Annotated in this window: 9 protein-coding genes; 2 read left to right on the top strand and 7 right to left on the bottom strand. The window is 42.4% G+C overall.

Annotated elements, in window-relative coordinates; translation table 11 throughout:
* Positions 1 to 120: 120 nt before the first annotated feature.
* Positions 121 to 357: a helix-turn-helix domain-containing protein gene (locus ACFOHL_RS05960; protein WP_376919296.1), complete on the top strand. Its 237-nt coding sequence runs from the start codon at positions 121 to 123 to the stop codon at positions 355 to 357.
* 39 nt (positions 358 to 396) lie between these two features.
* On the opposite strand, the gene ACFOHL_RS05955 is transcribed toward ACFOHL_RS05960, so the two are convergent.
* The 6 genes from ACFOHL_RS05955 to ACFOHL_RS05930 all read right to left on the bottom strand — a co-directional run bounded on the left by ACFOHL_RS05955 (position 397) and on the right by ACFOHL_RS05930 (position 11,780).
* Positions 397 to 4,404 (bottom strand): translocation/assembly module TamB domain-containing protein, encoded by a 4,008-nt coding sequence (locus ACFOHL_RS05955; RefSeq protein ID WP_376919295.1) that lies wholly within the window; start codon positions 4,402 to 4,404, stop codon positions 397 to 399.
* 3 nt (positions 4,405 to 4,407) lie between these two features.
* Positions 4,408 to 6,186, bottom strand: a complete 1,779-nt coding sequence (locus tag ACFOHL_RS05950) for an autotransporter assembly complex protein TamA (protein ID WP_376919294.1) — start codon at positions 6,184 to 6,186, stop codon at positions 4,408 to 4,410.
* Positions 6,187 to 6,603: 417 nt separating this feature from the next.
* Positions 6,604 to 7,932, bottom strand: coding sequence for an HslU--HslV peptidase ATPase subunit (hslU, locus tag ACFOHL_RS05945; RefSeq protein ID WP_376919293.1), 1,329 nt, complete (start codon positions 7,930 to 7,932; stop codon positions 6,604 to 6,606).
* Positions 7,933 to 7,958: 26 nt separating this feature from the next.
* Positions 7,959 to 8,483 (bottom strand): ATP-dependent protease subunit HslV, encoded by a 525-nt coding sequence (gene hslV / locus ACFOHL_RS05940; RefSeq protein ID WP_376919292.1) that lies wholly within the window; start codon positions 8,481 to 8,483, stop codon positions 7,959 to 7,961.
* Between the two features lie 202 nt (positions 8,484 to 8,685).
* Complete coding sequence (locus ACFOHL_RS05935) at positions 8,686 to 9,264, bottom strand: SPOR domain-containing protein (RefSeq protein WP_376919291.1); 579 nt, start codon at positions 9,262 to 9,264, stop codon at positions 8,686 to 8,688.
* Positions 9,265 to 9,551: 287 nt separating this feature from the next.
* Positions 9,552 to 11,780 carry an NADP-dependent isocitrate dehydrogenase gene (locus ACFOHL_RS05930; protein ID WP_376919290.1) on the bottom strand — a complete coding sequence of 743 codons (2,229 nt, stop codon included), beginning with the start codon at positions 11,778 to 11,780 and terminating at the stop codon, positions 9,552 to 9,554.
* Positions 11,781 to 12,166: 386 nt separating this feature from the next.
* On the opposite strand from ACFOHL_RS05930, the gene rluF reads away from it, so the two are divergent.
* A complete protein-coding gene (gene rluF / locus ACFOHL_RS05925; RefSeq protein WP_376919289.1) occupies positions 12,167 to 12,946 on the top strand; it encodes a 23S rRNA pseudouridine(2604) synthase RluF in 780 nt (259 codons plus the stop codon).
* A gap of 17 nt (positions 12,947 to 12,963) precedes the next feature.
* Here rluF and ACFOHL_RS05920 read toward each other — a convergent pair whose 3' ends face one another.
* Positions 12,964 to 13,338 (bottom strand): PH domain-containing protein, encoded by a 375-nt coding sequence (locus ACFOHL_RS05920; RefSeq protein WP_376919288.1) that lies wholly within the window; start codon positions 13,336 to 13,338, stop codon positions 12,964 to 12,966.
* Between the last annotated feature and the right edge of the window lie 43 nt (positions 13,339 to 13,381).

The raw sequence follows: 13,381 nt of genomic DNA, 5'->3' as shown, positions 1-13,381 counted from the left end.
AATTGTCCAAATTCGCTCAGACAAAAGACTGAAAGTGACGTTTAATTATTCAGGTCGAGCACGAGGCTCTGCAACAACCCATCAACACGTTTAATGGAAACAACTTATAAAGGAATACTCATGATCCAAATAAACAAGGTAAATACCGTAGAAGATATCGATAATTTGTCAAAAAGAGAAAAAGAAATCGCCATGAAAATTATGGAAGGCTTACCGAACAAACTGATTGCCAATGATTTGTTTATTAGCGAGAGAACGGTCAAATTTCATTGCGCCAACATATATCGAAAATTACAAATACGAAACCGTCACGCCTTAGTCGCCAACTATTATCGAGACTTGGTACTCCATGCTTAAGAAGAAAGTCGTAATTTCATGCGCAGTACTTCCTGCGCACTATTCAACTCTCCCATGACTAAACTGATAAAACAAGTTAACCGCACTATCTACACCACTTTTAGCTTGTAAAAACAGCTTGGGTAGCAATTTGTACTTTAAGATCACCTCGCTAGCGGAATCAAACACACCCACGCCATAAGTCACTTGAAGATCGTCTGATATCCTGCCAGTTAGTTGCAGTTGTGTATTTTCACCCTGCCCTGCCGTTTGGAAATTCAGAGAGTCAAAGCCCAGCTTTCTTCCTAGCTGGCCGACCCTGTTTTCACTGCGTCCTACGCCAAAGTTAACCAAGGCATTAATCAAATTTGTGTTAAGAGAACTCTCTTCTCCACCGGATGAACTCAAAATGTCTTGGCCTTGAAGCAAATACGAAAGTTGCCGAGCTTGCGTCATAGCTGGTTCTGAGAACAATTCTACACGCGGTAATACTGGGTTTCCGGTAACGTTTAAACCAGCAATGACATCATCTTCTGTGTATAGCGGATTGCGAATCGCTGACAAATCAAATTGCGGTAAGCTCGGTTCGCCATTAAAGTAGATATTACCGCGCCTGATTAACAGTTTTTGCCCATAAGCCTCATAGTTGCCGTCGAGTAATTTAATTTGCCCATTAACGAATGTTTGCATCGGCAAAAAACCTTCTTCGTTGGTTCTTGGACGTTGCAATATCTTTACATTCAAATCGCCATGAAGTGCAGCAAACAATCCCATTGCTTCCAACTGGACAAAACCCTTTTGTTCTGGGTCGATCAACAATGCCAGATTTACATCTAGGCCTATTGGTAAAATGGGTGCAGAGGGTGATTGTCCAATAATGATTGTATCTGAGCTAGGTGAACGGGCGCTCTCTGGTAGTGACTCTATACGCACCAAGGTCTCATCCATTACTACCTTACCCTTTACCATTATATTTTCTGGTGTAAGCGAAAAGCGGATATCAGGTGAAATTTGTGCTTTTTGGCTTTGGTAAGCAAACTGTAGCTTGTCACCCAGAATCTCCCCCGATGCGCTAAAGCCATCAAATAAATCTACCTTGGCCTTGTAGCTTGCTTCCCCTTTCCCGAGGTAAAACCCACCTGAAATATCCGCGTGGCCGCCATCAAATGTTAAACGCTGATTAAAGCCAGTCAGTGGATAAGTATAAGCTTCTAATATTAGTTCCCCATCATCAACCGTGAATTCACCGCGTAGACTCGGCTGAGAGACATTACCTGAAAAACCAATATTGGCGTTCACATCGCCTTTTAGAGAATCAATAATCGGCAAAAACTCTTGCAGTACCGACAAGTCGAATTTATTGATACCCACCCAGCCCGCATGCTCTCTATTTTGCGGAGTCAGTGACAACTTCGATTTAAGGCCTATCGTACCTGTAAGCTCACTACCTGCAAAAACATTGGCGCTAAGCGCACGTTCGCTCAGCTCTAAATTCGCAACGACAGCACTTAGGTTTATTTGATGCTGAGGGGTGTCTAAACGCCCGCGTATTAGATTGTTGAGTTGCGCAGATAGCCCTAAATCTTTGTCGTAAACCGCTTGAAAAGAAGTAGTTAAGGGTAGATCAGAGCTCGTCATCACCAGTTCAGGCAAAATATAGCTAGCGATTGTAGCTAGGTTATAAGAAAGTGTAGCCGCGACAGCGCCTTCACCGTTGGCATACTTTGTGTCGTCAAAGCAAATTTGGTTATTTGCGTTTTTATTGTCATGCCAACAATGTGCACTCAAAGATATAGCTTGCTCATCCAAATTGGCGACAATATCTATCGGTGAACGCAGGGCCAAATCAAGTATTTCGTGTTGCATCTGCCCTGTATGCCAACGACCTTGCCATATTGGCGTATCCAAAGAGCTTATTCCACCTTTGAGAACTTGAAACACCCTATATTCGGTGTTTCCAGCAGTCAACTTTGCCTCATGTTCAGCTAAGTTTCCGTCCACTGAAAAGGATAGAGAATGCAGATTTTGCTCCGCTACAGTGATATCTTCAGCTTTGACTAGCAAACTCGTTTGCCAATTGTCTTGGCTCCGCATCGATGCTTCTACAATAGCTCTTGATACTTTACTGTTTCCATAGCTTATTTCTTTGGACTCTGCTTCAATATCCAATTGTGGGGCAATCAGTTTGCCTCGTATAGCACCTTGCAAGGTCACAGAACCAGTCAAACTTGGTAATATTTGCTTGAGTGAGGGGGCATTTAGTTGGCTTGTAATATCAAGCGATGTTTGGGTTAACCAATTCTGCTCCATTGCCCACAAAGCTGATGAAGGAAAGTTTATGTCTCCTTCAAGCGTTAACGAATTGTCTCCGACTTTTGCATCGATGCGCTTTATATCGAGTCGTCCAGCTTCTGTTAAGCCCACGTCACAGTTGAGAAGGTAGGCGACATGCATTAAATTCGCTTGTAAATCTTTGCAAAGCACACTCATCTTTAGACTGTTTTCGTTGATGCGCGTGTCTACCAATAAGTCACCCGACAGGTTTTCTGGTAAGCCTTCGGTAAAAATAGAAAGCATTAACTCCTGAATGTTGACCTCGTAGTTATTTTCCGCGATCCAAGACGATTGCTTAGTCTGTTGCTGTTTTGCTAAACGCGAACGACCGGCAAAGCTAAATTGCCCAATCTCACCACTACTACTAAATTCACTCACATCCAAAACATACTGCGCAGGGGCAAGTTTGACTTTTGCGCTGATAGAGGAACGGCTGCCCTTCTCAACATGCTCATCTTCTAATGCTGTTTTTGTTATTGCTGGATGAAGTAAATCTATGTCACCCACTACTTGAAAGCCTGAATACCAATCGCCTTTTACATGCAATTGGCTATTTTCAATATTGAACCCGGTTTTGAGCTTAGCGAAATCCAAAATAGCATTAGTGCTAACAATACGGATAACGGCATTGATGGGGAGGTTCTCATCGCGGAAATCTTGCTCAAATTTCGCAGCCACTAACTCGCTATCATCCGTACTTAATACTAAGTTTGTCGAGTCTATCGTGCCTTTGAGATCGGCTTTAATAGCCTTGCTGTTGCGCCGTGCAAGGATGCTCACATGGTGAGATAAGTTTGTGTCAAAGTCGATATCAAACTCGGCCTGTAGCCGAGTGCCGCCTAGCAAATTATTGCCAAATAGCCCCATTTCACCTTTTAAAATTTGATTGTGTAGTGCGAATGAAGCTTGTAGCTCACTGAGTAATGATGTTGACGTGGTGTATGCCACTGTATCATTTGCGATGTATTGTGAATAACTAAAAGAAGGCCGTTGGTGCAGTTCTTCTAACTTGGCTTTACTCAATGATACGTTAATTGGAACAAAGATTTCTGGCAAGTTAATCTGAGGAGCAAGCGACAAGGCTTCCGCTATTTCCTCCAAGGAAAACAAAGACGACGAAGCCTTGTCTGCTGGTTTGGTGCCAATAGTGTTGTTGGCAGTATTACTATCGCCTTGCACTTTATGCTGAGCAGAATAAGTCGTTATTTTCTCTATATTTAGCCTAGAAATATCGACGACGCTTTCGCTCGCAAGCAAAGCAGTTTCAAAGCTGTCGACTTTGATTACGCTCTCTTGATTGGGCGCAAAAATTAAAAGAGAGCCAAATGAAAATTCACTCAACAGCAGGTCTATTGGAAGCTTAATGTAGATTTCACCTTGCTCTGAAGACTCGGTTTCATCGACTTCTGTCTCTTTTATACGTACGACGATCTCTGTCGAATTCAATGATTCAACGCAAATTTGTCCATCCAATAGACATGAGATACCCACATCTATCCCGACACTTGATAGATCCACCCGAGCCGCAGAAAGATCAATGCTTAAACCACTGAATGAAAGCTCACTGTACAAACTTCCCCGCAGGTCTTCGTAATCAACGATACCTGTTTGCTTGGCGAAGTAACCCACGGCGCTCAATCCCCAGTGGCTAGGTAGGATCAACGCAACGGCAAGTAAAAAGATCACAAGGCTTAAAAAACTCAAGGCCGCGTATTTAGTCACTTTAGACATCATCCACTATACCCCTGGCCCGATAATCAAATGTATTCCCCAGCTTTTCTCTAACGCGCTTTCTCCCCTTGCGACATACAAACGAATATTACCTATTGGTGAAAGATAATGCGCACCAAAGCCAACTCCATATGCGAGATCTTTTGCAAATTCCCTACTTGCATTACCCGCATCAACAAATATCGCTGCACGCCATTTTGCATGAACCTTATAAGCGTATTCTACACTCCCTACACTCAGGTAACGCCCACCAATTAACTCTAGTTTTTGTTCATCGTCAACGGTTTCAAATCTAAAGTCTGATACCTCATTCAAGCCAAAACCTCGAATACTTTGGTCACCACCAGCAAAAAAACGTTCACTGGCAGGAACCTGCTCAAAATCACTGCTCGCAATTGCACCAAGATCAGCCCGCATAATTACCCTATGCTTACTGTATTCTCTAATCCATTTTGAGCGAATGAGTAGTTTAGTAAAATCAATGTCAGATAACAGTGATTGACTTGCACCCGAGAGGGTAAGTTGTTGTCGATCTCCCCACTCCACAAATAAATCACCTTTTTTGCGAAGACGACTAAAAGTGACACCGGGTAAAAACAGGCGTGTGGTTTGCCTCGCTTCATCAATACCTTGCCGAAAACTTTCTTGGCTATAGCGCATAAAGCCAATAATATCCCACTCACCATTTAAACGAGCACCGTATTGTCGCTGTATCGCCAGACTAAACTGGTCACTTTCAGTTTGGTTTTCATCAATTTGCTGAAAGCCCAATTGAATATCAATGAAATCTTTTAATGGATTGCCTGTAGGAATTCGATAGGCAATCTCCGCAGATTTTCTTGGTTGCGATAGCAGTAAATTTGCCTTAATGGTGTGTCCAGATAGATTGACCCAAGGCCTAGACCAATCGAGGGTTAAACGAGGTCCCGAATCTGTCGATACACCAACACCAAATTCATAGTTGTCTCTCGGACGCGCGGTTAATATCACTTCTATTGGCACTTCAAAGTCAGTTGATTTATCTGCATTTGCTCGCGCAATGGCATTTTGAAAATATCCGGTACTTTGCATGGCCATTGAAAACTCGCTGACCTTAGCTTGAGAAAAGTAATCGCCTTGTTTAAAAGGCTTCACTTTTTCTACCAGATCACTACCGACTTTTTGCTCCAAATAATCAATACCACCAAACTTATAACGTTTTCCGAAGTAAAAAATCCAATGCACGGTTGCACTACTTGCTTGGCCTTCTTTGCCCGGTGTAATAATCAGTTTGTGCAGTGGAAAGCTGAAATCAAAAAAGCCGTAAAGTACACTGTAGGCACGTAATTTGGCTTTGAGCGACTCATAATCACTGTGATTGAGCGGCTTACCTTGCCAAGCTTGAATTTGTTGAATGAGGTCGTTTAGCCCCTTCGGCCTTGCGGCAACTGGCACGTCCTCAACATCATGCAAAAGAACGACATTTTTGACGGAAGTTTGCTCTCCTAACGAGATTTGGATAAGCCAAGTGTTTTCATCAGCCATGTTCGACTGTTTTTCAATAGATATTGCAGCATCATAGTAAGAAAAAGCGCGTACCGCGGTTTCTACCTTTTGCGATAATGCCTCAATATATTTATCGGTGTTGAATGAGCTTGTGGGTATCGCCACATCCTTTAAATGTAAGCGAACATTGTCTTCAATCACAGAATCATCAAGACCAATAATATCAAACTCTTGTTGGGCAAACACACTTTGCATACATGCAAAGCATAGCAAACCAAGGATACAGATGTATTTTAGCAAGAACCTTCCTAATCCTGTAAAACCGTTCCCGCGTTCAGTTTTGCGAAAACAAGAGTAATAGTAATATTGTCATCACTGCTAGGAAGCAGCACTATCAAACACGGAATTATTGATAATTAGGGATAAAAGCATACCACAAGGAAAAGTAAACTTGATCAAAGGATTTGATCAACAAGTGGCGTATTAGCAATCACTTGTATGCAAAAACAAGGAAGATGTAAAACCGAGGAAAATGGTCGCAATAATTGCAACGGAAGGCAATGTTGCATCATTTGAGCCAGCAAGCCATGTTTGCTATCGCAAAACATCAATGTAGTGAATAAAAGCTTGCGGACTCAAGTATCAAGGACGATACAATTTTCATGCTATGTTAGAGAGGGTGCATAGTCACGGAGCCACCCCTACTCAAGCATTGCCTTACAGTATAAACCGACTCAGGTCTTCGTTATCTACGAGCGCCTCTAAATGCTCGTTAACGTACGCTTCGTCAATCGTATATGCTTCGCCACTCTTATCGGAAGCGTCAAAACTGATCTCTTCCATGAGCCGCTCCATTACAGTATGTAAGCGTCGCGCGCCAATGTTTTCTGTTTTTTCATTTACTTGCCAAGCCGCTTCAGCGATTCTGCGAATACCACTATCAGCAAACTCGATATCTACACCTTCAGTATTAAGAAGGGCTTTGTATTGCTCAGTAAGCGATGCATTAGGTTCGGTTAAGATTTTCACAAAATCATCAACATTGAGTGCTGAAAGCTCAACGCGAATCGGCAATCGACCTTGTAGTTCTGGTATCAAATCCGAGGGTTTAGCCATTTGAAAAGCCCCCGATGCAATGAACAAAATGTGATCGGTTTTCACCATACCGTGCTTTGTCGATACAGTCGAACCCTCAACTAAAGGCAGTAAATCACGCTGCACACCTTCTCGGCTCACATCGGCTGAACCCGTGCCTTCTCGCTTACATATTTTATCTATCTCATCGATAAATACGATCCCGTTTTGCTCAAGCGACTCGATGGCTTGTTCCTTCAAGTCTTCTTGATTCACTAGCTTGGCAGATTCTTCTTCAGTTAACAGCTTGAAAGCATCTTTAATTTTTAATTTCTTTTTCTTCTTTTTATCGCCGGAGAGGTTTTGGAACATACCTTGAAGCTGGTTTGTCATTTCTTCCATGCCGGGGGGAGCCATAATCTCAACACCGACTTGGGGCAGTGAGACATCAATTTCAATTTCTTTGTCGTCTAACTCACCTTCCCTTAATTTTTTGCGGAATGCCTGACGTGCGCCTTTTTCTTCAGTAGGCTCCTTATCCCCAAAATAGTTTTCTGGAGGCGGTAGCAAAATATCCAATATACGATCTTCAGCCGCTTCTTCAGCACGGAAACGTACTTTTTTAGACGCCTCTTCTTTAGTCATTTTTACTGCGATATCGGCAAGATCTCGAATAATTGTCTCGACTTCTTTTCCGACATATCCAACTTCGGTGAATTTCGTTGCTTCCACTTTTATAAAAGGTGCATTTGCCAGCTTGGCTAAACGACGAGCAATTTCTGTTTTACCCACTCCTGTTGGGCCAATCATAAGTATATTTTTGGGTGTAACTTCTTGTCGAAGTTCTGGCGAAAGTTGCATGCGACGCCAGCGGTTTCTTAATGCAATAGATACTGCGCGCTTCGCGTCGGCTTGACCAATGATATGATTATCTAAAGCGTGAACAATTTCTCTGGGTGTCATTTCCGACATATAATTCTTTACCTCTGTGCCGCGTTTTAAAAGTCTAAGACTTCAACGGTTTGATGCTGATTGGTATAAACACAAATGTTACCCGCAATAGTCAACGCTTTTGTGGCAATATCCTGTGCATTTAACTCGGAGTTTTCAATTAATGCCGTAGCCGCTGCTTGTGCAAAAGGACCACCAGAACCAATCGCTATTAAGTCATGCTCTGGTTGTATCACATCGCCATTACCTGTAATGATTAGCGAAGCACTGTGATCGGCAACCGCAAGTAAGGCTTCTAATTTACGCAGCGCACGATCAGAGCGCCAATCTTTTGCTAGCTCGACAGCTGCTTTAGTCAGATGGCCTTGGTGCATTTCAAGTTTGCTTTCAAAACGCTCAAATAAAGTGAACGCATCTGCAGTACCACCAGCAAAACCCGCCAACACTTTGTTATTGTACAAACGTCTGACCTTCCTAGCGTTGCCTTTCATCACCGTATTACCCAGTGACACTTGACCATCGCCTGCTACTACTACCTGATTTCCTCTGCGCACCGATACAATCGTTGTCATTAATTTACTCCTAAAAACTTGACAGTTGCATAGATGATTTCCTCATTTGCGCAACTGCGAATGAGAAGTAAATGGGGGAGATATATTAAATTTCAATAGCAGAAAAACCGTTACACGCGATGTAAATTTGTAGGACATCACTAACCAATAAGTTCAATGCTATTTAATGAGTGCGGTATTAATAAACCTGAACTGTCAACAATTACCAAATAATACAACCAGGAATGTTTGCTCTTTTAAGCTGATGGCGGTCTTTTTCAGCGGCTCTTTTTCGATCATATGGTCCTAGTACCACTCGGTACCAGTGGCCATTGTTTCCATTGCTCTCCACGACTTTCGCCTCCAAACCTTGAAGTGCAATTTTTGCTCGCAAAGCTTCAGCCCTTTCGATTGAGCGAACAGAAAAACACTGCATAATATATTTTTTGTCAGACTCAGGTAGTGTTTCTATCTCTACTTCTACAGAATACTCAGGCAATGAATCAATAAATGTCCACTCTTCTTCTTTCAAAACAGGGAGTACTTCAGCAGCCTTTTTTGTTGTTGTAACATCTTTACTTTTTGGGCTGCTGGCACTAGTTTCAGTGAGAGCGCTTTCTTCACTAGTATTAGTGTTGAGTGGCTTTGTTTGCAGATAATATAAACCAAAGCCAAATGCAAACAAAAGCAACGCCGCAACACAAATCCTAAACCAAGGCGTTTGATGAGGCTTTGTTTTGTTATTCTTTTTTGCACTAGACTTCTTAGCATGCCCGCGCCGCACATAATCTTGAGGTGACATCTTTTCCTTTTACTGTTTAGTTAACCTACTCACTTGCAAATTTATGTTTGCCCGAACGGGACAGTATAATCGCAAAATTTGAGATTTACAGTATTAAGAGTTAGTGAACTACTCTTATAATGCGAATTCAGGCCACAGTTACAGGATGGAATAAAATATATTGGAAGGAGTGTGCGATGTCTTTACAAGACATGAAGACGAAACAAATCTTCTTCGCGACAATAAAAATGCCACAATCCTTAGTTGGATCGTGGCATTTTATAGTGCTCAGTTTGTATACGAGCGACTTACAATGAAGCAAGTATTCCGTTTAAGGTATTGCTTGGACGCATAGCTTTGGCGGCTAGGTCTCTGTCCGCAAAGTAATACCCGTCAATGTCTACAGCCACGCCTTGCGCATCATTTAGCTCGCTAACAATGGTTGTTTCATTTTTTGTCAAAGCTTGCGCAATAGGCGAGAATTGCGATTGAAGCTCCGCGTCATCTGTTTGCGCAGCGAGTGCTTGTGCCCAATACAATGCAAGATAAAAATGAGAACCTCTATTGTCCAATTCGTTAACGCGACGAGAAGGTGACTTGTTTTCTTCCAGAAACTTAGCTGTTGCAGCATCTAAGGTATCGGCAAGTATTTGTGCCTTCTTGTTGTCTGCAAAATTGCTCAAGTGTTCAAGAGACGCTGCCAATGCAAGAAATTCACCCAACGAATCCCAGCGCAAGTGATTCTCTTTTTCAAACTGCTGTACATGTTTCGGCGCTGAACCACCTGCCCCAGTTTCAAACAGACCTCCGCCATTCATCAACGGAACAATAGACAACATTTTGGCACTCGTGCCGAGTTCTAAAATGGGGAATAGATCAGTGAGGTAGTCACGAAGCACGTTGCCAGTTACCGATATAGTGTCTTCACCTTTAGCGCAACGCTCCAAGGTATAAGCGGTTGCTTCAACAGGGCTCATAATCAGGATGTCTAAACCTGATGTATCGTGATTGGGCAGGTAAGCATTCACTTTTTTGATCATCTCGGCATCATGGGCACGATTTTCATCTAACCAAAATACCGCAGGCACACCTGTTGCTCGAGCACGGCTGACGGCTAATTTAACCCAATCTTGGATAGGCGCGTCTTTAGCTTGGCACATTCTCCAAATATCACCAGATTCCACATTGTGTGAAAGCAAAACATCCCCAGCATCATTCACCACTCTCACAACACCGTTTCCGTTCAAAATAAATGTTTTATCGTGAGAGCCATATTCTTCTGCTTTTTGAGCCATTAAACCCACGTTCGGCACAGTACCCATGGTAGATGGATTAAATGCGCCATTTTCTTTACAGAAATCGATAACTGTTGCAAAAACACCCGCATAGTTGCGGTCTGGGATCATAAACTTAGTGTCTTTTTGTTTGCCATCTGGCCCCCACATCTGGCCAGAAGCTCGAATAGCAGCTGGCATGGACGCATCAATAATCACGTCACTCGGTACATGTAAATTAGTAATACCGCGATCAGAATCTACCATAGCCATGTCTGGGCGAGTGGTATAAACGGCCTCTAAGTCGGCTTCAATTTCAGCTTTTAAATCAGCCGGTAGTTTTTCGATTTTAGCATAGACGTCACCCAACCCATTTTTAACATCGACGCCGATTTGTGAGAAAGTGTCCGCGTGCTTCTCAAATACATCTTTAAAGAATACTTTTACTGCATGTCCAAAAATTACCGGATCAGACACTTTCATCATCGTGGCTTTCATATGCAATGAAAGCAAAACATCTTGCTCTTTAGCTGCACTTATTTCTTTTTCGAAAAATGCAACCAACGCAGCCTGACTCATTACTGATGCATCAATAATTTCTTTGTCCTGAAGTACCACTTTTTCTTTGAGAACGCTTACATCACCACTTTCCGATACAAACTCAATACGCACATCCTGAGTGCCAGATACAGTTGTAGACTGTTCACTTCCGTAGAAGTCGCCACCTGACATGTGAGCCACGTGAGATTTTGAATCCTTTGACCAAGCCCCCATAGAATGAGGATTGTTGCGCGCGTACTGCTTGACTGAACCTGGGGCACGGCGGTCAGAATTTCCTTCACGCAATACAGGATTAACTGCAGAACCGAGGACTTTCGCGTACTTCGCCTGAACAGCTTTGTCTTCGTCACTTGTTGCTTGTTCTGGATAATCAGGCAATGCATACCCTTTTGCCTGCAACTCTTTTATTGCTGCTTGCAACTGTGGTACAGACGCACTGATATTCGGTAATTTGATAATGTTAGCTTCAGGTGTTTTAGCCAATTCGCCTAGCTCGCTGAGGGCATCACCGATTTTTTGATCTTCGGTTAAACACTCGGGGAAGTTAGCTATGATACGACCAGCTAGTGAAATATCACGCGTTTCGACAGTTATACCAGAAGACGCGGTAAAGGCTTCAATAATTGGCAATAATGATTGCGTAGCTAAGGCGGGTGCTTCGTCTGTAATAGTATAAATTATCTTAGAGGTATCAGTAGTCATTAAAATTCCTAAAGCTCGTTAGAAGGCGTAAACGTGGTCTTATATAGTCAAATTACCGCTGATAAGTTCGTTTACATTTGTTGAAGATATTCTTCGCTGTATAAGAGTATGTGCAGTGCACATTAAAATTTGAGCGGTATTCTAGCCCAGTGTAATTCCCATTGGAAGTATCTGGCAGATTTAGCAGGTTTATACTGACTATTTTCCATCTTGGAATTGTGCTCAATGAATTTAATTCAGAGGCTGTGCTGGTATTCTTTCAGGGGAACACCAAAAGGAGTGCAACAAAGAATAGATTAGCTATAATCGGAAAAGGAAACACAAGCTTATAAAAACAAAAACCAAACCGCTGAAAACAGTGGAAAAAATTACAGACTCAATGTTTTATGCAAGAAAATTCTGGTAAACGTCTAAATAAATACATCAGTGAAACAGGCATTTGCTCTCGTCGAGAAGCCGACAAACTCATTGAGCAAAAGCGCGTGACGATAAATGGTAAACTGCCTGAGCTCGGTACTAAGGTGTTTCCAAAAGACCGTGTGGCGATAAATGGAAAACCTATCAAAGCCGCCCCCGCAAACAAATCAGATCGCATTTATCTTGCATATCATAAGCCTGTTGGAATTACGTGCACGACAGAACGACATGTAAAGGGCAACATTATCGACGCAATCAATCACAAATCACGAATATTCCCCATTGGCCGACTAGACAAACCCTCTGAAGGGTTGATATTTTTGACAAGTGATGGCGATATTGTGAACAAAATTCTACGCGCCGAAAACGCTCATGACAAAGAATACATCGTTACTGTAGATAAACCGGTGACGCGAGATTTCATTGAAAAAATGGCAAATGGTGTCCCGATACTCGGAACCGTGACTAAGCAATGTAAAGTAGAAAAAATTAGTCAGTTTGTATTCAAAATTGTTTTGACTCAGGGTCTAAATAGGCAAATACGCCGCATGTGTGAACACTTTGGTTTTGAGGTTAAAAGGTTAAAACGCACACGTATCATGAATATTGATTTAACAGGACTAAAAATCGGCCAGTGGCGAAATTTTACAAAAAATGAACTAATCGATTTAAACAAGGCGGTCGCGCATTCCACAAAAACTGCAAAGCACGCCGCCAATGCATCTGCAGGCACATTGAAAACCAAGTAGCCTGGAAAATATAGTTGCTAGGAAAACATTTGCGTAGCTAGTGCTTTTTGCACCGAAGGAGCCAATCCAGATTTAAGTTCTAACTCAAGAGGAGCGGCACGACCCGAAACCCAAATCTTAAGCTCCGAATCTGTATCAAAGGTACCTGCAGTTTCGACGATAAAGTTGGTCACAGACTTATATGGAATACTGTGATAACTGACTTTTTTTCCGGTCATGCCCTGCTTGTCTACAAAGATCAAACGCTTATTTGTAATGACCAACATATCGCGGATGAGTTTATAAGCATTTGCAACAGATTCGTTGTCTGCCAAAACCTCTGAGATTTCGTCATTCACTTCTGTCGCATCTACTTCACTAGCGTTGCCCATTAAACTGTCTAACAATCCCATAGCTAATCCTTTTCATGTTTGTTGTTTATACAGCTTAGCGTCA

Origin of the sequence: Agaribacter flavus (assembly GCF_042646125.1) — a bacterium.
In the GTDB taxonomy this organism is placed as follows: domain Bacteria; phylum Pseudomonadota; class Gammaproteobacteria; order Enterobacterales; family Alteromonadaceae; genus Glaciecola; species Glaciecola flavus.
The sequence above is the reverse complement of the archived record's forward strand: the minus strand, read 5'-3'. Positions and strand labels throughout refer to the sequence as shown.

Coding starts and splice junctions, on each gene's coding strand:
- ACFOHL_RS05960 (WP_376919296.1), top strand. CDS start 121: ATGATCCAAATAAACAAGGTAAATACCGTAGAAGATATCGATAATTTG.
- ACFOHL_RS05955 (WP_376919295.1), bottom strand. CDS start 4,404: ATGATGTCTAAAGTGACTAAATACGCGGCCTTGAGTTTTTTAAGCCTT.
- hslU (WP_376919293.1), bottom strand. CDS start 7,932: ATGTCGGAAATGACACCCAGAGAAATTGTTCACGCTTTAGATAATCAT.
- hslV (WP_376919292.1), bottom strand. CDS start 8,483: ATGACAACGATTGTATCGGTGCGCAGAGGAAATCAGGTAGTAGTAGCA.
- ACFOHL_RS05935 (WP_376919291.1), bottom strand. CDS start 9,264: ATGTCACCTCAAGATTATGTGCGGCGCGGGCATGCTAAGAAGTCTAGT.
- ACFOHL_RS05930 (WP_376919290.1), bottom strand. CDS start 11,780: ATGACTACTGATACCTCTAAGATAATTTATACTATTACAGACGAAGCA.
- rluF (WP_376919289.1), top strand. CDS start 12,167: ATGCAAGAAAATTCTGGTAAACGTCTAAATAAATACATCAGTGAAACA.
- ACFOHL_RS05920 (WP_376919288.1), bottom strand. CDS start 13,338: ATGGGATTGTTAGACAGTTTAATGGGCAACGCTAGTGAAGTAGATGCG.